Origin of the sequence: Streptomyces sp. NPDC048269, assembly GCF_040652395.1 — a bacterium.
GTDB lineage: Bacteria > Actinomycetota > Actinomycetes > Streptomycetales > Streptomycetaceae > Streptomyces.
Genome location: NZ_JBEZLW010000024.1, coordinates 59587 through 83971 on the forward strand (window position 1 = coordinate 59587; position 24385 = coordinate 83971).

Genomic DNA, 24385 nt, shown 5'->3' on the forward strand with positions numbered 1-24385 from the left:
GGTCACGAGCCTGACGGGCGTGAGGACTCCGCTGCCGGGATGCCGAGGGCGGACAGGAACGCGGCGGCGGCGGGGGAGGGAGGGAAGCGGCTCCAGATGAGGTGCTCCACCCGGGCGGGAGCGTCGCGGAGCCGGACGACGGGCAGGTCGGGGAGTTCGCACACGAAGGCGGCGGGCAGCATCCCGATGCCCAGGCCCTGCCGGATCAGGCGAGCCATGAAGTCCACGTTCGTCACTTCGAAGGCGACGTCGCGCCGGACCCCGGCCGCTGCGAACGCCTCGTCCGACTGGACCCGCGCGGCGGTGCCCGGGGGGAAGTCCACGAACGGTTCGTCCGACAGCTGGTGCAGGTCCACGGGCTCCTCGTCCGCCAGCGGATGGCCGGGTGTCACCACGGCGACCAGTTCACCGCGCGCCAGTTCGCGGCCGCGGACGCCCTCGGGGCGTGCCCCCGGGGGGAGCCCCAGGAAGGCGGCGTCCAGAGTGCCCTGCCGCACCCGTTCGATCAGCTCCTCGCTCGCGCCCGCGCGCAGGCTGATCCGTACCTCCGGATGGCGCGAGTGGAACTGTTGCAGCGCGGACGGGAGGTCGACCGCCACGACGGTGGGTATGGCGCCGATGGCGAGCCGGCCCCGGATCTCACCTGCTGCGGCCGCCACCTCGGCGCGGGCTCGTTCGGCGGCGTCGAGAGCCTGACGGGCCGCGGGGAGGAACGCCTCGCCGGCGGGTGTCAGCCGGACGCGGCGGCTGGTGCGGTCGAACAGTTTGGCACCCAACTCGCGTTCCAGGCGGGCGATCTGGTGACTCAGGGCGGACTGGACGACCAGGCACTGCTCGGCGGCGCGGGTGAAGTTGCGCGTCTCCGCGACAGCGACGACGTAGCGCATCTGCTGAAGCTCCATGGATCAATCGTGATCCACGATCGGTTCGATGACAAACATGTGTTGGACTCATCGATGCCCTGTCCCGAGGCTGGGCGCATGACGATGACGAGACCTCGCACGGACGGTAGCCTGTCGCGCGGCCTGCTCCTGCTCATGTCCGTGGCGACAGGCCTGGCGGCCGCGGGCAACTACTTCGCGCAGCCCCTGCTCGACCTGATCAGCAGGGAGTTGGCGCTCGGACCCACCCTGGCGGCGCTGACGGTGACGGTCGCGCAGGGCGGGTACGCGCTGGGACTGATCCTGCTGGTGCCGCTCGGCGATCTGCTGGAGCGGCGGCGGCTGGCGGTGTCGCTCTACGCGGCGACCGCGGTGTTCCTGCTGGTGTCGGCCACCGCGGCCAGCGGTACGGTGCTGTTGGCCGGTACGGCCCTGACCGCGCTGACCTCGGTGGGAGCGCAGGTGGTGGTGCCGTTCGCGGCGACGCTGGCGGATCCGGCGGAACGCGGTCGGGTGGTCGGTACGGTGATGACCGGGCTGATGCTCGGCCTGTTGCTGGCGCGGACCGCGTCCGGAGCGTTGTCGGAGCTGGGCGGGTGGCGGACGGTCTACTGGGTGCATGCGGTCCTCATGGCTCTGATGGCCGTGCTGCTGCGTGTCTTCCTGCCCCGGCTCGGCGGAGACGGCCGACGCCTTTCCTACCCGGGGCTGCTGCGTTCGACGGTCGCGATGTTCCGGTACGAGCCGTTGCTGCGGTGGCGGGCGGGCATCGGCGCGTTGAGCCTGGCCTCGTTCAGCGTGCTGTGGACGGCACTGACCTTCCTGCTCGTACGGCCGCCGTACGGCTGGTCGGAGTCGGCCATCGGCCTGTTCGGCCTGGTCGGCGTCGCGGGCGCGCTGACCGCCACGGTGGCAGGACGCCTGGCCGACCGCGGGCACGTACAGATCGTGACCGGCGCCGGGACGGTCCTGCTGTTGGCGTCCTGGCTTGCGATCGCGGCGGGGGCGCGCTCGCTCGTCTGGCTGCTCGTCGGCGTGATCGTGCTGGACCTGGCACATCAGGCGGTGCTCAACAGCACGCAGAACGTCCTCTACGCGCTCAGTCCCGAGGCGCGCAACCGGATCAACTCCGCCTTCCTGACCGCCCTTTTCGCCGGGGGCGCCGCGGGCTCCGCGCTCACATCGGTGCTCTGGGTGAACGGCGGCTGGACCGGCGTGTGCGTCCTGGGCGCCGCCCTTTCCGCCGGGACCGTGGTGCTCCGGGTACTGGAGCGGTCTCAGGTGAAGGCTCCCGCGCGCGCCGCCGCCACGGCTGCTCGTACCGCCCGCTCGGCCGCGGCCTCGTCGAGGGGGGCGCCGGTGGTCAGGAACCTGTAGTACAGCGGGGCCGAGACTGCGCGGACCACTTCTTCGGCGTCGGTGCCCGTCGGCAACTCGCCCCGCTCGACGGCCTGTCGGACACAGGGCGCCCACTCCGTGACGCGTACCTCGTAGAACCGGTGCAGCGCCTCGGCGGTCCTCTCGTCGGTCGTGGCCGCGGCGATCACCGCCTTGAACAGCGCGCCCTGGCGGGAATCCGCCAGCGTGCGCCGTACGAGTTCGGCGTTGGCCCGGAGGTCGCCGAGCAGCGAGCCCGTCTCGGCGTGCGGCAGCGATTGCTCGGCCATGTCGGTCAGCAGGTCCGCGACGAGGGCGGCCACGGTTCCCCAGCGGCGGTACACGGTGGTCTTCCCGACCTCGGCGCGCCGGGCGACCTCGGCGAGATCCAGTCCGTGGAAGCCGAACTCGGCCAGGGTGTCCCCGGCCGCCTGCAGCACCGCCGCCCGGACCCGTGCCGTACGCCCACCGGGACGCACGGTCCCCGGATCGGGCTCTCTGGTCGCCATAACGGGTCTCCGGTTCCATTAGTCGTCGTTCGCTGTTACGTTGTACTCACCTTAAAGGGTCTGTGGTGCTGTTAATGCTCGCTGGAGGGGTTTCGTCATGGAATACAGGCAACTCGGTGCGTCCGGTCTCAAGGTCCCCGCTCTGAGCTTCGGAGCCGGCACGTTCGGTGGCCGGGGGCCGCTGTTCGGCGCCTGGGGCAGTACGGACGCGCAAGAGGCGCGCCGGCTCGTGGACATCTGCCTGGAAGCGGGCATCACGATGTTCGACACCGCGGACGTGTACTCGGCGGGAGCGTCGGAGGAGGTACTGGGGGAGGCGATCAGGGGCAGGCGTGACCGGGTGCTCCTGTCGACCAAGACCGGCCTGCCGACGGGGGACGGGCCGGGGGATGCCGGCTCGTCCCGTTCGCGCCTGATCAAGGCGACGGAGGACGCCCTGCGCCGGCTCGGCACCGACTACATCGATCTCTTCCAGATGCACGCCTTCGACGCCGGCACTCCGGTCGAGGAGGTGCTCTCCACGCTCGACCAGCTGGTGCGGGCCGGCAAGATCCGGTACGTCGGCGTGTCCAATTTCGCGGGCTGGCAGCTGATGAAGTCCCTCGCCGCGGCCGACGAGGGCGGCTACCCCCGGTACGTGGCGCACCAGGTCTACTACTCGCTCGTCGGCCGGGACTACGAATGGGAGTTGATGCCCCTCGGCCACGACCAAGGCGTTGGCGCGATGGTGTGGAGCCCGCTGGGCTGGGGGCGCCTGACGGGGAAGGTGCGCCGGGGCCTGGCGCTGCCCCCGGAGAGCCGGCTCCACCAGACCGCCGACTACGGGCCGCCGGTCGAGGACGCGCGCCTCTTCGACGTCGTCGATGCGCTCGACGAGGTGGCGAAGGACACCGGCAGGACGATTCCGCAGGTGGCCATCAACTGGCTGCTGCAGCGTCCCACGGTGTCCTCCGTCATCATCGGCGCGCGCAACGAGGAACAGCTCCGCCAGAACATCGGCGCGGTCGGCTGGAAGCTGACGGCCGAGCAGACGGCCCGGCTCGACGCGGCGAGTCACAAGCCGGCGCCGTACCCGTACTTCCCGTACGAGCGGCAGGAAGGCTTCGCGCGCCTCAACCCGCCGCTGATCTCTCCCGCGCTCCGGCAGGCGTCATGACGCGGCCGCGACCGGTGCCGCAGCCGTGCGCCGCGCGAGCGCGTCCGAGGTCCTGACCGTGATGTAGAGCGAAGCCGCGAGGGCGAGGACGAGGACGGCGCCCATCGCGAAGACGCTGCCGCTCGACACGGCCGGGGGGCTGCCCGCCTCGGAACGGGCCGAGCCACCGAGGAAGGGGACGACAGCCAGGACGGCGATCCCGAGGGCGACCTCGGCCCAGACCACCTTCGGGAAGTGCCCCAGCGTCAGGTGCAGGAGGGAGGACGTGGCATCGTCGCGGCGGGCCTGGGCGATACGGGGCATCAGCCAGAACTGGTTGATGCCGCCGGCCGTGACCATGCCGAGGACCAGGAGGATCTTGACGAGGAGGAAGAGCCCGTAGGTCGTCGTCCAGAGCTGGCTGATGGAGCCGACGTGCTTCCAGCTCATCCACAGACCGGAGGTGAACACCGCGCCGACACAGATCAGGGCGACGAATGCGAAGCGGCGCCAGATGTCGGCCCACAGTGCGCCCGCGTTCTCACTCATACGGCTGCGCCCGCCGGCGAGGGCGGCGAGCAGGGCCAGACCGCCGACCCAGACCACGCCGCTGACGATGTGGGTCTGTGCGAACACGAGGTCCAGCCACTTGTCCGCGTCTTTCGGCTTGGTGGCCGGAACCGCTGCGACGAGCGTCACCGCGAGGCTCAGGGGCAGGGCGGTCATCGCGAGGGCATTCACGTGCCGGCGCGCCCGGGGAAGGAAGAGCGAGATCAAGGCGACGGACGCAAGGACCAGTACGAGGTTCTGGACCAGGTAGATCGTGCCTTGCGCGACCCAGGCCCCCTTCGCCGCAGGCGCGAGCAGGAAGTCCCAGATCCGTCCCGGCGCGAGGGCGTCACCGAACGGCATGCCCTTGCCGGCCCGGGCCAGGCGGGCGGCGAGCTGGAAGTAGCCCGCGACCAACAGAACCACCCCCGCCCAGGCCAGGTACCCGGCCGTTCTTCGTCTCACGACGTCGATGTCACCGCTGCTGTTATCCGGTGCGCGCAGTGCGGGCCGGATGGACGCGGCGTAGGTCACCGTGGCGCCGATGGCTCCGGACAGGCCGATGAAGTAGCCGGACTTGGTGAGGATGCGCCACAGCGGAGGCACCGTGTAGCCGGCCTCGGCGGCCAGAGGTATGGAAATCATAAGGGCAGGCTAACCTAAGTCTGACCGCATCCGTCGAGGCCCCCTGTGCATGACCAAGCCGTTACCTCTGGCCGCCGGTTGACCGCCGGGCCCCGGCCCTCGGGTGTGCGCGCTCGGGGTGGACGGCCGGGGGGCCGTCCGCGGAGCGTTGTTGAGGGGGAGGGATTGTGAAGACCCCGCGAGAGCTCTGTGAGGAGTTCGGGCGGCCCCGCGAGTTCATCTTCGGCGCATCCCTCATAACTGCGTGGCGAGCGGCTTGTGGCTTCGGTCCAACTCGGTGGTAACTTTCCCGCCGCTCCGAGTTCCTGCCCCATAAGGCGTCCTGACCAGCAAGAATCCGCCTCCGTGCTGGTGGTCGAGGGGCGCGTTCGTGAATTCGCGGAGGCGGGGTATGGTCGAGCCCGTTCGCCCGCCCGGATGCCCGTCGAGCATCAAGTGCGGCATGTATCAGCAGCTTTGAAGAGATGGGTGTGAATCGCCGGGAATTCCGATAGGGCGAGGGAAATCGGGGCACACGCGGACTCCACGTCCGAAGACCGACCGAGAGACGTTTGAGGCGAGGCAAACCGATGGATGCTCCGACCAACACGTCGGCTGATGACCACGGCTCCGGCGGAACGAGTCGGGACGGGGGCTGGTTCGGCCGAAGCCCGAGCAGGGGAACGACGGGGACGGACCGGCAGCGCCGGGACGTGGAGGACCGGATACCCAGCCGTCCGGTCACGCCGGTACGCCCTGTGGGCAGCGGTGCCGACAGGAGCCGTACGGCACCCGGGACGCCCGCGCCGGCGCCGGCTCCGCCGCCCCGGCCGACCGCGCACCCGGAGCCTGCCCGCGAGTCCGTACCGACGGCAAACGAGTCCGTACCGGCAGCCCATCGGTCCGTACCGGCAGACCGCGACTCCGTACCGCCGGCCCGTGACTCCGCACCAACTGCGCAGGACAGACGGGCCACGGCGCCCGAGGACACCTCGGACGCCGCGCTGCTGCGCCGCACCCTGGCCGAGATCGATCCGATCGCCGACAAGGTCACGTCGCATTTCTACGCCCTGCTCTTCCTCCGGCACCCCGACCTGCGGGCCCTCTTCCCCGCAGCGATGGACACCCAGCGCGACCGCCTCTTCAAAGCGCTGCTCACCGCCGCGACACATGTGGACGACCCCGCCACCCTGACCGCGTACCTGTCCCATCTCGGCCGGGGGCACCGGAAGTACGGCACCCTTCCCGAGCACTACCCGGCCGTCGGGGAGTGCCTCCTCGGCGCTCTCTCCCAGTACGCCGAACGGAGCTGGGGTCCACGAACCGAGGCCGCCTGGGTGGGCGCCTACACCGCGATCTCCCAGATCATGATTGACGCCGCGGCCCAGGACGAGCTGCGCGCACCCGCCTGGTGGCAGGCGGAAGTGGTCGCCCACGAGATGCGGACGCCGGACATCGCGGTCGTGACGGTCCGGCCCGACGCGCCCTACCCCTTCCTCGCCGGGCAGTACGCGGCCCTGGAGACGCCCTGGTGGCCGCGGGTCTGGCGGCACTACTCCTTCGCCTCGGCCCCCCGTTCCGACGGGCTGCTCTCCTTCCACGTCAAGGCCGTGCCGGCGGGCTGGGTCTCCAGTGCCCTCGTGCGCCGCGCCCGCCCGGGGGACGTGATCCGTCTCGGTCCCCCCGCCGGATCCATGACCGTGGACCACAGCACCGACAACGGGCTGCTCTGCCTCGGCGGCGGCACCGGCATCGCGCCCATCAAAGCCCTGATCGAGGACGTGGCCCAGCACGGCCGGCGACGTTCCGTCCAGGTGTTCTACGGAGCCCGCCACGACCACGACCTGTACGACATCGACACCATGCTCCGCATGCAGCAGTCGCACCCCTGGCTCCTGGTCCGTCCGGTCGTCGACGACGGCCTCGACGGCAACCTGTGCGGCCAACTCCCGGACGCGGTCTGCCAGTACGGACCGTGGCACACCTACGACGCGTACCTGTCCGGCCCGCCGGGCATGATCCGCCGCGGCGTCGACACCCTGGTGGGCATCGGCATGCCCACGCACCGCATACGGCACGACTCCATCGAGGAACTGGTCGGGGCAAGGAATTGAGCACATCCGAACATGCCGGTCGCCAGCACGTGGCGCCGGTACGCACCACACGCCCGGGCAGCGACGGCGAACACCTGGTCCAGCAGCGCGCGGGCACTGCCGAGCGTGCCGACACGTTCTATGCCGAACAGGTCCTCGACCGGCTCAACACCCGGATGCGGGAGTTCGTGGCACGACAGGAGATGTTCTTCCTGGCGACCTCGGACCGGCACGGCGAGTGCGACAACACCTTCCGCGCCGGCCCGCCCGGCTTCCTCCACGTCTTGGACGACGTGACGCTCGCCTACCCCGAGTACCGGGGCAACGGCGTACAGGCCAGCCTCGGCAACATCGAGGAGAACCCCCACGTCGGCATCCTCATGGTGGACTTCCTCCGGGACCGCATCGGGCTCCATGTCAACGGCAGGGCACGGGTCGTGGCGGACGACGACATGCGCCGGGCCCACTTCGGGCTCGCTGTCGATACCGTGCCCGGCCGCCGTGCCCAGGTGTGGGTGGAGATCGCCGTCGATGAGGCGTACATCCACTGTGCCAAGCACATTCCCCATCTGCAGAAAGTGCCCGCGCACGCCCGCGGCCGGGCGTGGGGAACGGACGACTTCAAGCGCAAGGGCGGCGATTTCTTCGGAGCCGCCGCCGAAGCCCCGGAGCGAGGCCCGTTCATGCCCCCGCCCCGTGCGGACTCGGCGACATGGCGCGCGGAGGCCGAACGGGCCCTGGAGAGGGCCGCGCAGCGGTCCGCCGGGGCCGAGGAGCAGCAGGTGTTCAGCGGCTGGTTCAGACGTCGGCTGCTCCGCTGACCGGGCCCGTGGCGCCCAGTCGCTCACGCCACCAGCCCACCGTCGCCCCGACCTGCTCGTCGACGGGGGTGGCCCGGACGGTGAATTCAGCTTCGTACGCGCTCGAATCCACGACGAACGGACGGTCGAACTGGTAGCGGATCTCTTTCAGTTCGCGGATCAGCGGGGAGAAGACGGACACGACACCCAGCACGGCCGGCGAGAGTCTGCGTACCGCGACCGGCCCGGCGCCGGCCTCGGCGGCAAGGCGGTCGACCATCTCCCGGGTCGTCAGCGCAGGTTGCGTGGGGACGTGCCAGGCCCGCCCCCAGGCCCGTTCCTCGCCCGCGACCTCGACCAGGGCCCTGGCCACATCGGGGAGGTAGGTCCAACTGTGCGGGGCGTCCGGATCCCCGAGCGTGGTGACCGGCTTGCCGCGCAGGACCCGTGGCACGACCCGCGCGGCCAGGTGCCCGCCGTCGGTCACGCCGGGCCCGAAGAAGTCCGAGGCGCGCACCTCGACCGCCTTGATGCGACCCTGCTCGTGCAGGCTCCGCGCCTGCTCCCACATGGCGGCGCGCACCCTGCCCTTGGGGCCGGTAGCCGCGAGCGGCAGTTTCTCGGTCATGGGACCGTCCACCGGCCCGTAGCCGTACAGGTTGCCCAGCACGACCAGGACGGCCCCGGTCGCCTCGGCCGCGGCGCGGGCCGACGAAGCCAGCGGCGGCCACTGGCTGGTCCAGCGAGGGTAGGGCGGCGCGGCACAGCTGTAGATCGCGTCGGCGCCCTGCGCCGCCTCGATCAGCCGCCGGCTGTCCGTCGCGTCCAGCGCGATGTGTTCGATGCCGGGCTCGGGGCGCCGGCCGGATGTGGTGACGACCCGTACGGAACGCCCCTGCTCGGCCAGCAGCCGAGCGGTGGCCGCCCCGGCGGGCCCGAATCCCATCACGACATGAAGGCTCACGCACGAACACTAGCGCGAGGGCGTGCAGCGCTCATCCGGCACCCGCGCCGTGAGTCAGTGGACGACGCTGAAGCTGCGCCACGGCAAACTGCCGGAGGCGGTCACGTTCGAGGTGGAAGTCGGGACGTAGATTCCGGGAGCTTCGTCGTTCTTCTGGCACTTCGGTGTCCGGTACAGGACGACGTCGAGCTCGGTGAAGTTCTCCACGTGGGTCGCGCCGTGCGGCAGACGGATCTCGTGGCAGCCCTGGACGGGGGTGTTCGTGTACGTGAGCTCGATCGGGGAGTCGTGGCCGCGGAAGCTGAGTTCGCCCAGGGTGGTCTTGCCGGCCGAGCAGGCCGTGGCCGTGAGCAGCAGCAGCGCCGCCCCGGTGATGACGCCGATATGCCGGATGTGGGACATGGTTCGGTCCTCGTCTGTCCAGTGATGGCTGCCCTTGACCGCAGCCTGGCGTGCCGCGCGCCGGGAGGCATCCGGTGCGCACCCGGTGGGATGACGGCCGAAGGAGGGAGGGCGTCCCGCGGCGATCGCACCGGACCCCACGCACTGGTCCCCCGCACCGGTCCCACCGCCCACCTGGCGATCACCGGAGGGGGCCGCGAGAATGAGATTGCCGGAAAGGCAGCGCCCGGTCGGCGGGCCCGGACCGGGTGCGCAGCGCTGCGGGACGAAGCGACGAGCCCCGAACGCTTGACGGCCCCGCATACGGGCCGAGCGGGACCAGGCGGAAATTCCGCAGTTAGCAGTTGGGAACACAGGTGATCGCACATGTGTCGATGGCTCGCCTACTCGGGGACACCCATGTTGCTCGACACCATCCTGTACAAACCCGCGCACTCGCTGATCGACCAGAGCTTGCATTCCAAGCTGGGTGTTGAGACGACGAACGGCGACGGCTTCGGCATCGGCTGGTTCACGGAGGACAACACCACGCCTGCGCTCCTCAGGGACGTCGGCCCGGCCTGGAACAATCGCAACCTACGGGAGATGGCGGATCATGTCCGCTCCCCGTTGTTCTTCGCCCACATCCGGGCGTCGACCGGGACCGCCGTGCAGCAATCGAATTGCCACCCGTTCCGTCACGGCCGTTGGATGTTCATGCACAACGGGTCCGTCGCCGGTTTTCACCTCATGCGCCGGGACCTCACCCTGCTCGTCGACCCTGCCCTGTACTCCGACATCGAAGGGACGACGGACTCCGAGGTGATGTTCTACCTGGCCCTCACCTTCGGCCTGGACCAGGACCCGCCGGCCGCCGTGGCCCGGATGGCGGGCGTGGTGGAGCGCGCCGGGCGCGAGCACGGAGTGCAGTTCCCGCTCCAGATGACGCTCGCCATCACCGACGGCGAATCCGTCTGGGCCTTCCGCTACTCCAGCGAGCACAAGTCCCGGTCGTTGTTCTACAGCAGCCGAGTGGACGCACTGCGCAGGCTGCACCCCGATGTGGCGTTCCTGCAAGACATTTCCGATGAGACCCGACTCATCGTGTCCGAGCCCCTCGGTGACCTGCCGGGTGCCTGGAACGAGGTACCCGAAAGCACCTACGGCGTCGTACAGCCCGGCGCGGACGAGATGTTTCGCTTCACACCGGAACCGGCATGACGCCTTCGGCTGACGCTCGTCCGGCCACTCCGGGCGAACGCGAGCTGAAGCCCGGCGAGCTCCCTCCCCACGTGGAGGGGTGATGCGGCCGTACCCGCCGATTGCCGAGCACGGCCTGATCGGGGACCTGCAGACCTGCGCGCTCGTTTCGTCCGAGGGCGTTCTCAACTGGTTCTGCTCGCCGCGCGTCGACTCGCCCAGCATCTTCGCAGCCCTCCTCGACCACGGCCGCGGCGGCCACTTCGCCATCACCGCGGGCGCGCCCTCCGGCGCCGACGAGGGGCCGGAGGGCAGAGCCGGCGTCGTCACCCGCCAGCTCTACCTTGCCGACACCGCGGTGCTCATCACTCGATTCCTCACCGCCGAGGGCGTCGGCGAGGTCGTCGACTTCATGCCCGTCCACGAGGAGCACACGGCCACCGACCGCCACCAGGTGGTGCGGGTCATGCGGGTGGTACGCGGGACCGTGCGCTTCATGCTGGAGTGCCGTCCCCGCTTCGACTACGGCCGGGCGCGGCACGGACTTGCTCTGGACGGTTCCACCGCGCGCTTCGAAGGGCCGGGAGTCACCGCGTACCTGCAGGCCGTCGGCCCCGTGCCGCTGGAGGCCGACGAGAAGGACGTGCGCGCAACCGTCACCCTGCACGCCGGCGAGCGTGCGGCCGTCTCCCTGACCGTGTGCGACGCCCGGAGCGGGCCCCCGCCGCCCGTCGCCGCGGCCGACATGGCGGAACAGTTCACCGCCGTACGCCGCTTCTGGCACGAATGGATCGGCCGGTGCACCTACCGCGGACGCTGGCAGCAGATGGTCAACCGCTCCGCCATCACCCTCAAGCTCCTCACCTACGCCCCCACGGGCGCGCCGATCGCCGCCGCCACCACGGGCCTGCCCGAGCAGGAGGGCGGCGAACGCAACTGGGACTACCGCTACACCTGGGTCCGCGACGCCTCCCTCTCGGTCCGCGCCATGCGCGACCTCGGCTTCACGGACGAAGCCGACGCCTTCCGCAGGTGGCTGTGGCAGCGGCTGGAGGATGGCGCCCCCAACGGAGAACCCCTCCAGATCATGTACCGCGTCGACGGGGACCCGTACCTGAGCGAAGAGGTCCTCGACCACCTGGAAGGGTGGCGTGGCTCCGCCCCGGTACGCGCGGGCAACGGCGCCGCCGATCAACTGCAGCTGGACATCTACGGCGAGGCCGTCTACGCCCTCGCCCAATCCGGCCAGGTCAACGAAGTCGTCGGCTACGACGCCTGGAAACGCTCCGCCGGTGTGCTCGACTGGCTGTGCGGCAACTGGGACCGCCCGGACGAGGGCATCTGGGAGACCCGCGGCGGCCGGCAGGACTTCACCTACAGCCGCCTGATGTGCTGGGTCGCCTTCGACCGAGGCATCCGTCAGGCGGTGGCCAACGCCCGTCCGGCGGACCTGACCCGCTGGATGGCGGTACGCGACGCCATCATGGAGCAGATCATGACCCGCGGGTGGAGCACCGATCGGCAGGCGTTCGTCCAGCACTACGGCACGACCGTCCTGGACGCCTCCCTGCTGCTGATGCCGCTCGTCGGCTTCATCGCCCCCAGGGATCCGCGCTGGCTCGCCACCCTCGACGCAATGGACACCGAGCTCGTCTCCGACAGCCTCGTCCACCGCTATGACCCGGAGGCCTCCCCGGACGGCCTCGAAGGCACCGAAGGCACCTTCTCGCTGTGCAGCTTCCTCTACGTGTACGCACTCGCGAGGGCGGGACGGCTCGAACAGGCCCGCTACGCCTTCGACAAGATGCTCACCTACGCCAACCACGTCGGCCTCTTCGCCGAAGAGATCGGCCCGACGGGCGAACAGCTCGGCAACTTCCCCCAAGCCTTCACCCACCTCGCCCTCATCACCGCCGCCCTGGCACTCGACGACGAACTCGACAGGGCCGCACGGCGCGCAGAGGACCCGGGACGCCCCCCGCGGGGCGCGTCCCGGGGGTGATCTTCTCTGCCGACCGGGTGAGGGAGCGTGTCGGCCGTGGCCGGTCTCCTCGGGTTCCGGCACCGTGGTCGCGGCCGTCCGCAGGCGGCGGCCTGAGGACGGAACGTACGTGTGAGGGGCTGTGCATGGCCGAGAACGAAATCTCCCCCACCACCCGCCGTGCGGTGCTGCTGGCCGCCGGGTCGGCTGCGGTCGGCGCGCTGACCGCAGCCTGCGGTACGTCCACCGTGGCGTTGCGCACGGCGCCGCAGCAGACGTCGGAGCCCGCGTCCCCACCTCGCGGAACCTCCACTCCTGGCTGTGTCCTCACCACGGAGTGGGGTACCGGACCGTACTACCTGGACCTCGACCGGGTCCGGTCGGACATCACGGACGGCCGGGAAGGCGTGCCGTTGCGCCTGGACCTGACGGTGGTCCGCGTCTCCGAAGGGTGCCGCCCCGTCAAGGGCGTCGCCGTCGACGTGTGGCATGCCGATGCCCAAGGCACCTACTCGAGCGGCCAGGACGTGTTCTTGCGCGGTACGCAGGTCAGCGACGGTGCGGGCAGGTGCGTGTTCCGCACGATCGTGCCCGGCTGGTACGCGGGCCTGGCCCCGCACATCCACTTCAAGGTGCGTCGCCCCGACACCCGTACCGAGACCTCGTCGCAGCTCTTCTTCCCCGAGGACCTGCTGCGGCGGCTGTACGCCAAGCAGCCCTACGCGCGCCGTCCGGTGCCGGAGCACCCCAACGCCCGGGACAGCCGGTACCGGGACTCCGGAAACGCCCTGACCCTGGCCCCCGCAGCCGATGGCGCCGGCTACCGCGCCGCGTACACCGTGGGGATCGACTGAGCCGTGAGGCCCCTGCCCCGCGCGGGGGTGACGCGGTGGCGCCCGGTGCATCCTCCGGCCGAAGTGCCGGGAAGGGATGCCCCAGGACCCACCACCCCGGGCGCGCGGCCCGCGCGGCCACGGACCCGAAGGACGCAGCCATGGACACCGATTCGCTGACGCGGTTCCTCAAAGCCCTCGCCCCGGCCAGACGAGAGGAGGTGCAGCAGCTGCCCCGCGAGCGGCAGGAGGACATGGCCGCCGCATGGGAGAAGCGTCTCGCCGACGACGTGTCCCTCCTGACGCTGAGCGAACTCGACCCGCACACCGCGGAGAGCCGCGCGGCCGAGGACGTCGCCGAGGAATCCCTCTGAGAGGGAGTTCCGCCCCGCTGTTCATCCCGGGTGCCGGGTTGCCGGATGTCAGGTGCCGGATTCCGGGGATGGTCAAATCATCGACTATCGGCCATCCGTTCGACTTTCAATCAATCTCCTCGTAAGTCAGACAATCGCCTGGTTCTGGTGGGAAGCTCTGCCGACGAGGGCGAGATGCGCGATGGTGCGCAGCCGCGTAGGGGAGGTTCCATGCCTGGATCGTTGTTGCGAAAGGCTCGTGGAGTGCTGGCGGGCTCACTGATGGCAGCCGGGATCGTCGGACTCAGCGCCGCACCGGCGAGCGCTTGGACAGGGGGGAACGTCTGGGTGAACTTCGGCAACTGGAACTGCCCGGCCGGCGGCTCGGTGGTCGGCGTCTACTGGGCGGTGGACGCCTATTCGACCGGTCCGGCGACCGGCGACTGGGGTGACAACGTCGTCTACCCGCGCGTGCGCGTGGGGTCCGGCGCGTACAACACCCTCAGCTACCAGACCATGTGCAAGAAGTGGGGCTGGTACACCTACCGCGGCGTCGTGGGACAGCGGAGCCTGACGCCGTACAAGTCGGGGCTCAGCTACTGGTACTAGTCCAGGCCCGTTGTCGGCGGCGGACCCGGCAAGGCGCCGGACGCCGCCGCCGACCGTCGAGCGCGGCCGACGGAGATCGACCGCCCTGTTCGCCCTGGGCGGCAGCGCCCGGGCGAACAGCTGCGGTGGGCTCAGTTGTTGACGAAGGTGAGGCTGGTCGCGTCATAGCGCGTACCCGCGATCTGCTCGGCGGGGCGGCGGCCTCGATGGCGGCGAGGTCCTCGGGGACAGCTCCACGGCAAGGGCCGCGAGGTTCTCCTCCAGGTAGCGCCGCCGCCGGGTTCCGGGGATCGGCACCACGTCGTCGCCCCGGCACTGCACCCAGGCCAGGGCGAGCTGGCCGGTAGTGACTCCCTTCGCCGCGGCCAGCTCGGTCAGCTTCGCGACGATCGCCAGGTTTCGTACGAGGTTGCCGTCGGCGAAGCGCGGCTGGGTGCGCCGCACGTCGGTCTCGGCCAGCCCTTCGACCGAGCTGTACCGACCGGTCAGGAAGCCGCGCCCGAGCGGGGAGAAGGGGACCATGCCGATGCCCAGTTCGCGGCAGACCGGTGCGATCTCCGCCTCCAGGTCGCGGGTCCACAGCGACCACTCGCTCTGCAGGGCGGCGATCGGGTGTACCGCGTGCGCCCGCCGGATGGTGTGCGCGCCGGCCTCGGACAGTCCGAGGTGGCGGACCTTCCCGGCCCGCACCAGCTCGGCCATGGCGCCGACGGTCTCCTCGATCGGCACCCGCGGATCGACCCGGTGCTGGTAGTAGAGGTCGATGTGGTCGACCCCGAGCCGGCGTAGCGACGCCTCGCACGCCTGCCGCACGTAGGCGGCGTCGCCGCGGACCCGGGTGGGCTCGCCCAGGCGGTTGGCGAAGCCGAACTTCGTGGCCAGCACCACCTCGGCGCGGCGCCCGGCGACGGCCCGTCCGAGTCAACTGACCGCCGTTCACCACCGGCAGGGGATGCGCACCGCCCGGGGCGGGCCCGGGTGGATCAGCGGCGGGGCACGGTCCCCCGTCGCGGCCATGGTGGCCAGGACCGCACCCCGCACCTTTAACCTACCCAGCCAGGAGCGAAATGTGCGTTTCACGTGCGTTTATCCTGCTCAGGGCAGTTTCCGCAGCCTGGTGTGCCCCCTTCCCCGGGATCGGCAAGCACTCCTGTCGACCTGGTTACGGAACGTAGCGGCCCGTACGCACGTCCCTCGGGCTGCCCGCAGATTTCGGCGGAGAGCTGGGCGAGGCCGGCCCCGGTCGACGCCTGCGGACGGTGGGCACACGATGGAATGGACGCAGACCTCTCTCCTCCTGGGAGGAAGAACAATGAACCGCCCCACACGTCTGTCCGCATTCGCTCCCTTCGTCGCCGCCGCCTTCCTCGTCTCGCCGGCCGCCCTCGCATGGGCTCCGGCAGCCGTTGCCGTCCCCGCCGCCACTTGCTCCATCTCCGGCGTCCTGGACAACGGAAAGGTGCACCTGTCCGGCGGCGGCTTCACGCCGGGGCCCGCGTTCCTCTCCTCGCCCACCGCCGCGGGCGGGCAGTTCAACATCGGTGAGGACGGCGGCTTCCAGATGCTGAACGTGGAGAACGCCAAGTACTCCGTGTCGCAGGGCAACCAGCACACCGAGTGCAGCGGCTTCGTGGGATGAGGTGACTCCACCGAGCGGTGGCCGGCGACCGAGGGGGCGGGGGCGGTCCCCTGCCCCTCGGCTACCGGCCCGCGAGGCCCGAGGGCCTGGTTCCGCTCGGCTGGATCGTCGTCCTGGCCGGCGTCAGGAACTCGTCAGGATGACGAGTTGCCGGGTCGCCCGGGTCATCGCGACATAGCGGTCGACCGCCCCTTCGACGCCCTTGCCGAATTCCTCCGGGTCGAGCAGGACGACCAGGTCGAACTCAAGCCCCTTCGAGAGCTCCGGGGTCAGCGACCGGACGCGCGACCTCGTCCGGAACGCCCCCTCGCCGGTGAAGGCGCCCTCGACTGTGTCACCAGTGCCGATGACACAGGCGATCCCCTCCGCATGCGCGGCGAGCCAGGTGTCGAGCATCGCGTCCAGATCCGCAACCGAGCCGTGGACGACGGGGATGCCGCTGCTGCGGATGGAGGTGGGCACGTTGGCGTCCGGGAGCTCGGCTCGGATGACCGACTCGGCTTCCGCCATGACCTCCTCCGGCGTGCGGTAGTTGATGCTCAGGGATGCCACGCTGATCCGGTCGAGCCCGACCCGCTCCAGCCGTTCCTGCCACGACTCCGTGAACCCGTGCCTGGCCTGGGCGCGGTCCCCGACGATGGTGAAGCTCCGGGACGGGCAGCGGAGCAGCAGCATCTGCCATTCGGCGTCGTTCAGTTCCTGGGCCTCGTCCACGATGACGTGTGCGAACGGGCCGACGAGGCGGTCAGGTTCGGTGCCGGGCAGTGCGCTCTCGTCGATCAGGGTGTCCTGCAGGTCCCGTCCGCGCAGCATGGTCACCGCGCCCTCGCCGTCGTCGTCGGCCTCCAGCAGGCCGTCGATGACGTCGGCCCTGCGCGCCCGTTCGGCGGCGACGGAGTCTTCGTGCCGGCGCTTGCGTACGGACGCATCCGGGTCGCCGAGCCGCTGCCGCGCCGCGTCCAGGAGCGGCAGGTCGGACACCGTCCAGGCCTGGGCGTCCTCGCGCTGCAGTGTGCGAACGTCATCGGGGCCGAGCCAGGGAGCGCACTTGCGCAGGTAGGCGGGCACCGACCACAGGTCTCCGACGATGTCACCGGCTTCGAGCATCGGCCACGCACGGTTGAGGGTCCTGATCAGGTCCCGGTCCTGCAGCAGCGACTTCCGGAGCAGCTCGGGCGCGACGTCACTGTCGTCCTTGTCCATCAGGATCGTGAGCAGCTCCTCCCGGATCTGGTCACGCGCCTCGTTGTGCGGAGTGCCCGGCTCCACCGCCTCGAACGCCGCCGCCCAGTCCTCGGCGCTCAGCCAGATGTCGGACCAGTGGCTGGAGACCGTCATCCCCTCGGTGGGCGGCTCCTCGTAGATCCGGACGGCCGCCTCGATCGCCTTCACCATGTTCGCGGACGACTTCAGGAGGGCCACGCTCGGGTCGGTCTCGATCGCTGCTCCGGCCCCCTCCGTGACGAGGTCGCGCAGGGTGCAGGTCTGTACGCCCTCCTCGCCGAGGCTGGGCAGGACATCGGCGACGTAGGCCAGGTAGGGCTGGTGCGGACCGACGAACAGCACGCCGCCCCGACGGTGACCGAGGCGGGGGTCGGAGTAGAGCAGGTGGGCTGCGCGGTGCAGAGCGACGACGGTCTTGCCCGTACCCGGACCACCGTCGACGACGAGAGCGCCGCGGGATCCTGCCCGGATGACGGCGTCCTGGTCGGCCTGGATGGTGGCGAGCACGTCGCGCATCCGGGCCGACCGGTTGCCGCCCAGGCTGGCGATGAAAGCGGACTGGTCGTCGAGGGCGGCGTGTCCCTCCAGCCCGTCGGCGGTGAACACTTCGTCCCAGTAGTCGCTGATCCGGCCGCGGGTCCAGCGGTACCTGCGGCGGCTCGCCAGACCCATCGGGTTGGCGTGGGTCGCCGCGAAGAACGGCTCGGCCGCGGGGGAGCGCCAGTCGAGCAGCAGCCGACGCCCCGCGCTGTCGGTGAGGCCAAGGCGTCCGATGTACACGGGCTCGGGATCGTCCGTACTGACGATGTGTCCCAGGCACAGGTCCAATCCGAAGCGACGCAGGGCGCGCAGACGACCTGTCAGCCGGTGGATCTCCATGTCCCGCTCCATCGCCTCCCGGCCGATGCCGCCGGGAGCCCGGCGCTCGGTCTCGAGGCGGTCGGACAGTTCGGAGATCGCTTGTTCGAGGCTCTCCGCGATGTCCGCGAAGTGCCGCTCGTCGGCGCCGATCAGAGCCGGGTCGGCCTTGGGGGAGAGGCCGTCGGGAAGCGCGAACGCGCTGGTGGTCAACGGGTTCACGTCATCAGCTCCGGTTCGCGGTTGCTGCCACGACGTCCAGCGGGGCGCACACCCGCACGCCGGTGTCGGGTGCCCGCAACCTCAGCCCGCGTCCCACGATCGGGTCGGTGGCACCGCGAGACCCGTAAACCGACAACAAAAAACACACTTCGTGAATCTCCTCATGTGGCAAGTCCTGACCTCGGTCCGCGATTCTGCCCGACGAGGTGGATCTTGCCGCAAGCCCCCTGGTGCGCTATAAGTTGAGAGTGGCAAGGAGTGGGCAATCCTCTTTGTCTTCGTCAGATCCCATCGCTCAGCCACCGCGTGCCGGTCGTCGTCTCACCGGATCACGACAGGCGGGCGAGTTCGGCGCGGATCTCCTCCTCGCGGCTCGGGGCGTCAAGGCTGCGTACGAGGGCGAGTGCCTCTTGGAGCGCCTCGCGAGCGAGGTCAGGTCGGCCGCTGTGCTCGTGGACGCGGCCGAGAGCGGCGAGCATGGTGGCGAGAGCGCCGCGATCCCGCTCGGTCCGGTGGAAGGCGATCGCAGTGCCGATCGCGTTCTCGGCCTCCGGGTAGCGGCCCGCCGCGTCGTAAGCGAGGGCGAGGTGCCACGCGCACCAGGCCTCCTCACCGCGATCGTCCCGGTCCCGGCTCAGCCGCAGTGCCTCCTCCTGAGTACGCACGGCGTCGTCGGGACGCCCACTCTGCAACTGGGCGTCCGAGATGTGGGCGGCGAGCCAGATCCGTGCCGCGGTGTCGCCCTGAGCGTCGTAGATACGGCCTGCCTCCGCGTACCGGAGCATGGCTTGCTCCGGGCGGCCCAGCTGGCACGCGAAGTCGCCGTAGTGCGTGAGGACCCAGCCACGGCGGCCGTCGTCCCCCCGCTCGGTGGTGATCTCCAGGGCGCGCTCGTACAGGGGGGCGATCCCGTCGGTCCGGCCGAGCAGGCGGCGAGCCTCGGCCAGATGGATGAGCGAGCCCAGTTCGGCGGGGAGGTCGTGCTGTTCCCGTGCTGCCTCCACTGCCCACGTCTTGGCGGCTTCGAGGTCCTCCCACCTGCCGCGGTACGCGAGCAGCCCGTACAGCGACGTGCTCAGCGCGGTCACCAGGTCCCATTCGCCGCTCTCGTGGGCGGCGCGCAGGCCTGCTTGTACGTTGGTGTGCTCCTGGGCGTACCAGACGAGCGCGTCCTCGGGCGGCCGTTCGTGCGCGCCGGGCAAGGACATCCACGCGGCCAGCGAGCGCTCGTACCACTGGACCGCACCGCGCAGGGTGGCCCTCCGGTGCGCTTCGGGGTCCTCGTTCTCCGCCCGTTCGCGAGCGTAGAGCCGCAGCATGTCGTGGAGCTGGTACCGGGCGGCAGTCTCGCCCCGGACCTCCACCAGGTGCTGGTCGGCGAGTTCGGCGAGGAGTTCCTCCGCGTGCGGCGCGGACAGCGCGGTGGCCCCGGCGGCGGCCTCGGCGCTGAAGTCGGCGCCCGGCAGGAGGCCGAGGCAGCGGAAGAAGCCCTGGGTCTCCTCCCGCAGGAGCTGGTAGCTGAGGTCGAAACTGCTGCGCAATCCAGTGTCTCCGCTCCGTAGGCCGAGCAATGACGCACTGTTGCCGGCGAGTCGGTCAGCCAGGACCGACAGGGGACGACGGCGCAGCGTCGGCGAAGCGGCGGCCGCCGCCGTGACCCGGATCGCCAGTGGCAGTCCGCCCACCAGCGAGACGATGGAACGGGAGGCCTCGCGGTCGCGGGGGACCGCACGGCTGCCCACCATCCGTTCGAACAGGCGCAGGCCCTCGTCAGCGGGCAGCGGGTCGAGCAGCAGGAGGTCGGCTCCGTCGAGCGCCGTGAGCGCCGAACGGCTCGTCACGAGCGCTGCGCTGCCCGGCGCGTCGGGGAGCAGCGGTTCGACCTGCCGGGCGCTCACCGCGTTGTCGATGACGACGAGGCTGGGCCCCTGGCGCAAGATGTTCTTCAACTCACGGCGCCGTTCGTCCGGTTGGTGAGGCATCCGGTCGGGCTTCACCCCGAGGTGGCCGAGGAGCTGGACGATGGCGGCGTCGGTGGAGACGGCCGCTTCGCAGGCTCCGCCGAGGTCGACCAGGACTCGTGCGTGCGGGAACACGGACCCCAGCCGGTGGCCGAGCTGCCGGGCGAGCGTGGTCTTGCCGACGCCGCCCATGCCGTACAGGACGACGACCGGGACCGACTCGCTGAGGTCCCGGGTGAGCAGGGCCGTGGCTTCGGCGGCTTCCTGCTCGCGGTCGGTGAAATGAGCGCTGGGTCGCCCCAGCGCCAGCCGCCCGCCGGTGAGGGTGGCCGGGCCCGAAGGGCCGGACGGGGAACGCGGGCGGATCGTGACCCATGCCCCGAGGCCCAGTTGCCGCCACCACCGGCTGCTGCGGCTTTCGTCGAGGGCGGCGAGTTCGGTCACCGGCACGACGGTCAGCGACGAAGGGCCCGCCGGGCCGTGGTGCCCGGAGATCACTCCCACAGCGAGCGGACCTCGCACGGGATCCTGCACGAACACCACCGCTCCCGACATGCCCTGCCACTGCGATCTGCGCGCCGACCCGGCAGGCGGGACCGGTGGGGTGGCCCCGGTCTCCAGGTGCAGCAGTCCGCGCCGGATGTGGAAGCCCGGCAGGACGCTGCCGTACACCTCGACGCTGTCCCGCAGCCGAGGCAGGTCCGGAGCGTGAGCCGGGTGCGTGTTGAACCCGGGAAAGCCCATCGCCCAGCAGTCCGGTACCGGGCCGATCCCGCTCCGGTCGATCCGGGCGAACGCCACCGTGAACGGGGGCCGGGGGAAGTCCTCGGCCGCGACGTCGAGCACGGCGATGTCGGGGCCGCCCGGCGGCCCGGCGGCAACCACGGTCGCCCTGTACTCGCGGTGATCGAGTCGGCGTACCAGCACCTCCTCGTCCGGGGTGGGGCCGGTCGTCACGTTGTGCGCCGCGGTGAGCACGTACGACGCGCCGACCGCGTAGCCCGAGCCCACGGTCCACACCGACGCACCGACCCCGCCCGAGCGCCGGCGCAGTACCTCCACGGCGTGATCAGTCAGGTTCACCGTTCATCGTCCCGTCTGTCGGCACGGGTCAGGGCTTGTGGTGACTCTCGTCGAACACCTTGACGGTTTCCCCTTGGCTGTTCACGGGAGGCTGAAGGGTGAGCGTGATCCGTTGCACCTGTTCCCTGGCGTACGAACCCTCGGCCTCCATTTCCACCACCCAGAAGCGCACCCCTGTCCTGCCTCCGCCCTGACGGGTCACTCCGACGTGGAACTCGAGCTCGATGGGCCCTACTTCGAACCGGATGCCGGCGTCGTCGGCCGCTGCGACCGCCTCGTTCAGCTCGGTACGCAACGCCGCGATGGTTTCCGCGAGTCCCAGCTTCACCGTGGTTCCCCCTCCGGATGCCCTGCCCTTGCACGGACGCGCAGCAAGTCTTCCCGCTCCGGAAGCAAAAGCCACTCGTCCGGCCGTGGCAGCTACAGGTCGCCGGGCGGGACCCCTCCCGCTCCACCGTTGTGTTCTTCAGGGTGGGGTGCGCGGATCTCCGTGAGCAGCAGGGCGATGTCGTCAGCCCGGTAGGCGGAGCCGCGGGCGTTGTGCAGGAGCCGGTCGGCGAGTTCTTCCAGTGAGCCGGCGCGGGTGTGGGCCAGGGATGCTCGCAGCCGGTCGATCCCCACGTCGATGTCGGCTCCGGGTTCCTCCACCAGGCCGTCGGTGTAGAGGGCGAGGACGGACCCCGGCGGAAGGGTGATCCCGGTTTCGGAATACACGCTCGTGCGCTCCACACCGAGGATGGGGCCGACGTTCAGGCCGAGGACGTCGGTCGTCCCGTCGGGGTGGCGGAGCAGGGGTGGGGGGTGGCCGGCGGTAACGGCGTACGCGTGGTGGCCGTGGGGTTCGAGGTAGATGTAGCAGCAGCTGGCCAGCAGCCCGGGGTCCAGGTCGATGAGGGTTCGGTTGACGCCCGCCATCACATCGGCGGGCGTATGTCCCACGGCCGCGAAGGCGCGTACCGCACTGCGCAATTGGGCCATGGTGGCCGCGGCGGCGATGCTGTGGCCCTCCACGTCTCCGATGACGAGACAGACCCCGCTGTCGGTGGGGATGACGTCGTACCAGTCACCGCCGATCTCCATCCCCCTGGTGCCGGGCAGATAGCGCACGACGGTACGGATGCCCGGGAGTACGGGGAGCCGGTGCGGCAGGAGCGCCTGCTGCAGGCCGCGGGCGAGGTTGAACTCCGAGTCGTAGAGCCGCGCTCGTTCCAGAGCCTGCGCGATCAAACCGGCGAGGGCGGTCAGGACGCCGCGGTCCTTCTCGGTGAACTGATGGATCTCGTCGAAGCCGAGGACGCAGGTGCCGACGGGGTGACTGGAGGCGATCAGCGGCAGGTACGCCCAGGAGCTCACCCCACCCGTGGGAATGTCCGGGTAGCTCCGGGCAAGGTCCTGCTGGGACTCGATGAACAGCGGGGCGCCGGACGTCAGGGCTTCCGTGCCCGGCAGGTGGGCGTGCAGGGGTTCGCCCTCCAGCCAGTCGAGGAAGTCCTCGTGGCGGCCGGTGTGGAAGAGCAGGTGCAGCGATTCGCCGCGCACCACGTAGATCGCCAGCTGCTGGCCTCCGAAGGCCGGAAGGAGCTGGTCGGAGACGACTTCGCAGACTTCGCGGGCCGTGACCGCCTCGGTCAGCGCGCTGCCGAGCTGCAACACGTGGTACATGACGCCCATGCGCGCCGGGGCGGGGACCGGCGCTGCCGGGGCCGAGACCGAGACCGGGGCGGCGGGTGGCGTCGAGGCGCGAGGTGGCTGACGGACGGGCACGACCCGGCCGGTCACTCCTTCCGGGGCCGGGTGGAGGGAGAAGGCGAGCCACTGGTCGGGCGGGCGGCAGGCCAGGAAGGAGACCGGCGTCTGAGAGATCATCGCCGAGCGGTGCCGGTACTCGATGTCGGGATCGGACAGCCACGGCAGCGCCTCCCAGAGGCACCGGCCCAGCAGCGCGTCGCCGGGAACGTCCAATAGCTGCAGCGCGCCGGCGTTGGCGTACGTGACCCGCCCCTCGGGGGCGAGGGAGAACAGCCCGTCCCGCAGCCGCTCGACCGCTGCGACGGCCTCGTGGCCGGCCCGTGCGTCCACGACCGCGCCGACCAGATGGGTGCGTGCCCGCGCGTCGTCGACCTCCGGCAGGCGGCCCCACAGCTCGACCGTGCGGTAGCTCCCGTCGCTGTCCGTGTCATCCCGCACGCGCAGCCGCCGCGCCCTGAGCCGGCCCGTGTCGGCCGCCGCCCGAGCGGAAGCCCGGAAGGAGGCGAGATCGCCGGGATGCAGGCAGGAAGCGACCGTTTCGGCTCGTCCGTCGAAAGCACGGGGGTCAAGACCGAAGATCGCGCAGCTCTGATCGTCCAAGGTCAGGGTGCCGGAGTCCAGGTCCCAGTCGAACAGGCCGACCCGCACGGCCGCCGCCGAGGGAGCCGGAACCTCGACGGGAACCGTTTCCGGGTCACATTCCACAGGATCGCCGGTCCGCGCCCGCAGGGCGGCGAGGGAAGCACCGAGCCGTCTGGCGATGGTCCGCACGCGGCGGCGCTCCGCCTTGGGAAGCCCTTTCCTGCCGGGGGACACCGCCCAGACGATCGCCAGCGTTCCGAACGTCTCTCCTCCCGCGCTCACCGGCACGGAGCACGAGCCGAAGGAGTGTGGCAGGGCCACCGCGAGCTGGGGGTAGCGGCGCATGGTCTCCTCTGCGTCGGCGAGGTGGACCGTACGCCCCGCGCTGTACGCCACGGCGACCGGGATGGGGCTGCTCACCGGAATCAGGCGCCAGCCACCGAGCAGGGACGGCGGCACCCCGCACGCGGCGGCGAGCGTGATCGACCGGCGGTCGCGGGAACGCAGGAAGACACTCCCGGCGTAGGCGCTGGTTCGTTCGACGGCTTCGACAGCAGCGGCAGCGAGCAGCTCCTCACGCGCCGCCGTACCGCCGAAAGTCATCCCGGGCATGTTTCCAGTGTGCGCAGACCTGCGGGGGTCAGCCCGGCCACGGTGATGACTCAGAGTGATGATGTGATTACACGTAGCCCGTCTGGCCGGGCAAGTCGGCCGGGGCAAGATCACTGCATCGAGGTAATGCCAATGGTTCTCAGGGTCGGACGGGCATACCGGCCGC

The 24385-nt window shown here is 70.7% G+C and carries 19 protein-coding genes and 1 pseudogene; 10 read left to right on the forward strand and 10 right to left on the reverse strand.

Translation table 11 applies throughout. From position 1 onward, the window contains the following. Positions 1–2 precede the first annotated feature (2 nt). Positions 3–902, reverse strand: a complete 900-nt coding sequence (locus AB0D48_RS24105; RefSeq protein ID WP_362400509.1) for a LysR family transcriptional regulator — start codon at positions 900–902, stop codon at positions 3–5. A gap of 78 nt (positions 903–980) precedes the next feature. Here AB0D48_RS24105 and AB0D48_RS24110 point away from each other — a divergent pair, with 78 nt between their 5' ends. Next, a complete protein-coding gene (locus AB0D48_RS24110) occupies positions 981–2258 on the forward strand; it encodes an MFS transporter (protein WP_362400512.1) in 1278 nt (425 codons plus the stop codon). Here AB0D48_RS24110 and AB0D48_RS24115 read toward each other — a convergent pair. Next, positions 2159–2767, reverse strand: coding sequence for a TetR/AcrR family transcriptional regulator (locus AB0D48_RS24115; RefSeq protein WP_362400515.1), 609 nt, complete (start codon positions 2765–2767; stop codon positions 2159–2161). The genes AB0D48_RS24110 and AB0D48_RS24115 overlap by 100 nt on opposite strands. A 97-nt stretch (positions 2768–2864) precedes the next feature. On the opposite strand from AB0D48_RS24115, the gene AB0D48_RS24120 reads away from it, so the two are divergent. After that, entirely contained in the window at positions 2865–3923 is a 1059-nt protein-coding gene (locus AB0D48_RS24120) for an aldo/keto reductase (protein ID WP_362400518.1), read from the forward strand. On the opposite strand, the gene AB0D48_RS24125 is transcribed toward AB0D48_RS24120, so the two are convergent. Then, a complete protein-coding gene (locus tag AB0D48_RS24125; RefSeq protein ID WP_362400521.1) occupies positions 3918–5096 on the reverse strand; it encodes a CopD family protein in 1179 nt (392 codons plus the stop codon). The two genes, AB0D48_RS24120 and AB0D48_RS24125, sit on opposite strands and share 6 nt — an antisense overlap. A gap of 569 nt (positions 5097–5665) precedes the next feature. Here AB0D48_RS24125 and AB0D48_RS24130 point away from each other — a divergent pair. Next, positions 5666–7189, forward strand: a complete 1524-nt coding sequence (locus AB0D48_RS24130; protein WP_362400524.1) for a globin domain-containing protein — start codon at positions 5666–5668, stop codon at positions 7187–7189. Next, entirely contained in the window at positions 7186–7989 is an 804-nt protein-coding gene (locus AB0D48_RS24135) for a pyridoxamine 5'-phosphate oxidase family protein (RefSeq protein ID WP_362400527.1), read from the forward strand. The genes AB0D48_RS24130 and AB0D48_RS24135 overlap by 4 nt, the downstream gene beginning before the upstream one ends. Here the strand turns inward: AB0D48_RS24135 and AB0D48_RS24140 are convergent. Both AB0D48_RS24140 and AB0D48_RS24145 read right to left on the reverse strand, forming a co-directional pair. Continuing rightward, positions 7967–8932 carry an NAD-dependent epimerase/dehydratase family protein gene (locus tag AB0D48_RS24140; protein ID WP_362400530.1) on the reverse strand — a complete coding sequence of 322 codons (966 nt, stop codon included), beginning with the start codon at positions 8930–8932 and terminating at the stop codon, positions 7967–7969. The genes AB0D48_RS24135 and AB0D48_RS24140 overlap by 23 nt on opposite strands. Before the next feature lie 54 nt (positions 8933–8986). Then, positions 8987–9334 carry a hypothetical protein gene (locus AB0D48_RS24145; RefSeq protein ID WP_362400533.1) on the reverse strand — a complete coding sequence of 116 codons (348 nt, stop codon included), beginning with the start codon at positions 9332–9334 and terminating at the stop codon, positions 8987–8989. Between the two features lie 366 nt (positions 9335–9700). Here AB0D48_RS24145 and AB0D48_RS24150 point away from each other — a divergent pair, with 366 nt between their 5' ends. The 5 genes from AB0D48_RS24150 (at position 9701) to AB0D48_RS24170 (ending at position 14289) form a co-directional block, all read left to right on the forward strand. Then, positions 9701–10534, forward strand: a complete 834-nt coding sequence (locus AB0D48_RS24150; protein ID WP_362400536.1) for a class II glutamine amidotransferase — start codon at positions 9701–9703, stop codon at positions 10532–10534. An 82-nt stretch (positions 10535–10616) separates the two neighbouring features. After that, positions 10617–12515 carry a glycoside hydrolase family 15 protein gene (locus AB0D48_RS24155; protein WP_362400539.1) on the forward strand — a complete coding sequence of 633 codons (1899 nt, stop codon included), beginning with the start codon at positions 10617–10619 and terminating at the stop codon, positions 12513–12515. 125 nt (positions 12516–12640) lie between these two features. Continuing rightward, the gene (locus AB0D48_RS24160; RefSeq protein ID WP_362400540.1) at positions 12641–13348 is read left to right on the forward strand and encodes an intradiol ring-cleavage dioxygenase; all 708 of its coding nucleotides are present in this window, start codon (positions 12641–12643) and stop codon (positions 13346–13348) included. Between the two features lie 140 nt (positions 13349–13488). Further along, the gene (locus AB0D48_RS24165) at positions 13489–13701 is read left to right on the forward strand and encodes a hypothetical protein (RefSeq protein ID WP_362400543.1); all 213 of its coding nucleotides are present in this window, start codon (positions 13489–13491) and stop codon (positions 13699–13701) included. Between the two features lie 327 nt (positions 13702–14028). Then, complete coding sequence (locus AB0D48_RS24170) at positions 14029–14289, forward strand: hypothetical protein (protein ID WP_362400546.1); 261 nt, start codon at positions 14029–14031, stop codon at positions 14287–14289. A 131-nt stretch (positions 14290–14420) separates the two neighbouring features. On the opposite strand, the pseudogene AB0D48_RS24175 reads toward AB0D48_RS24170, so the two are convergent. Next, positions 14421–15210, reverse strand: a pseudogene (locus AB0D48_RS24175) (aldo/keto reductase); the annotation flags it as partial. A 391-nt stretch (positions 15211–15601) separates the two neighbouring features. Here AB0D48_RS24175 and AB0D48_RS24180 point away from each other — a divergent pair. Then, complete coding sequence (locus tag AB0D48_RS24180; RefSeq protein WP_362400549.1) at positions 15602–15928, forward strand: hypothetical protein; 327 nt, start codon at positions 15602–15604, stop codon at positions 15926–15928. A gap of 123 nt (positions 15929–16051) precedes the next feature. Here the strand turns inward: AB0D48_RS24180 and helR are convergent, their stop codons facing one another. The 4 genes from helR to AB0D48_RS24200 all read right to left on the reverse strand — a co-directional run bounded on the left by helR (position 16052) and on the right by AB0D48_RS24200 (position 24219). Next, on the reverse strand, positions 16052–18232 hold the full coding sequence (gene helR, locus AB0D48_RS24185) for an RNA polymerase recycling motor ATPase HelR (RefSeq protein WP_362400552.1): 2181 nt from the start codon (positions 18230–18232) through the stop codon (positions 16052–16054). Positions 18233–18561: 329 nt separating this feature from the next. Continuing rightward, entirely contained in the window at positions 18562–21276 is a 2715-nt protein-coding gene (locus tag AB0D48_RS24190) for a tetratricopeptide repeat protein (RefSeq protein WP_362400555.1), read from the reverse strand. Between the two features lie 28 nt (positions 21277–21304). After that, positions 21305–21604 (reverse strand): trypco2 family protein, encoded by a 300-nt coding sequence (locus AB0D48_RS24195; protein ID WP_362400558.1) that lies wholly within the window; start codon positions 21602–21604, stop codon positions 21305–21307. A 92-nt stretch (positions 21605–21696) separates the two neighbouring features. Further along, on the reverse strand, positions 21697–24219 hold the full coding sequence (locus AB0D48_RS24200; protein WP_362400561.1) for a SpoIIE family protein phosphatase: 2523 nt from the start codon (positions 24217–24219) through the stop codon (positions 21697–21699). Positions 24220–24385: the final 166 nt, after the last annotated feature.

What these genes read in the sequence shown, in the direction of transcription:
- AB0D48_RS24105 (WP_362400509.1), bottom strand. Translation starts at nt 902, where the DNA reads ATGGAGCTTCAGCAGATGCGCTACGTCGTCGCTGTCGCGGAGACGCGC.
- AB0D48_RS24110 (WP_362400512.1), top strand. Translation starts at nt 981, where the DNA reads ATGACGATGACGAGACCTCGCACGGACGGTAGCCTGTCGCGCGGCCTG.
- AB0D48_RS24115 (WP_362400515.1), bottom strand. Translation starts at nt 2,767, where the DNA reads ATGGCGACCAGAGAGCCCGATCCGGGGACCGTGCGTCCCGGTGGGCGT.
- AB0D48_RS24120 (WP_362400518.1), top strand. Translation starts at nt 2,865, where the DNA reads ATGGAATACAGGCAACTCGGTGCGTCCGGTCTCAAGGTCCCCGCTCTG.
- AB0D48_RS24125 (WP_362400521.1), bottom strand. Translation starts at nt 5,096, where the DNA reads ATGATTTCCATACCTCTGGCCGCCGAGGCCGGCTACACGGTGCCTCCG.
- AB0D48_RS24130 (WP_362400524.1), top strand. Translation starts at nt 5,666, where the DNA reads ATGGATGCTCCGACCAACACGTCGGCTGATGACCACGGCTCCGGCGGA.
- AB0D48_RS24145 (WP_362400533.1), bottom strand. Translation starts at nt 9,334, where the DNA reads ATGTCCCACATCCGGCATATCGGCGTCATCACCGGGGCGGCGCTGCTG.
- AB0D48_RS24150 (WP_362400536.1), top strand. Translation starts at nt 9,701, where the DNA reads ATGTGTCGATGGCTCGCCTACTCGGGGACACCCATGTTGCTCGACACC.
- AB0D48_RS24155 (WP_362400539.1), top strand. Translation starts at nt 10,617, where the DNA reads ATGCGGCCGTACCCGCCGATTGCCGAGCACGGCCTGATCGGGGACCTG.
- AB0D48_RS24160 (WP_362400540.1), top strand. Translation starts at nt 12,641, where the DNA reads ATGGCCGAGAACGAAATCTCCCCCACCACCCGCCGTGCGGTGCTGCTG.
- AB0D48_RS24165 (WP_362400543.1), top strand. Translation starts at nt 13,489, where the DNA reads ATGGACACCGATTCGCTGACGCGGTTCCTCAAAGCCCTCGCCCCGGCC.
- AB0D48_RS24180 (WP_362400549.1), top strand. Translation starts at nt 15,602, where the DNA reads ATGAACCGCCCCACACGTCTGTCCGCATTCGCTCCCTTCGTCGCCGCC.
- AB0D48_RS24200 (WP_362400561.1), bottom strand. Translation starts at nt 24,219, where the DNA reads ATGCCCGGGATGACTTTCGGCGGTACGGCGGCGCGTGAGGAGCTGCTC.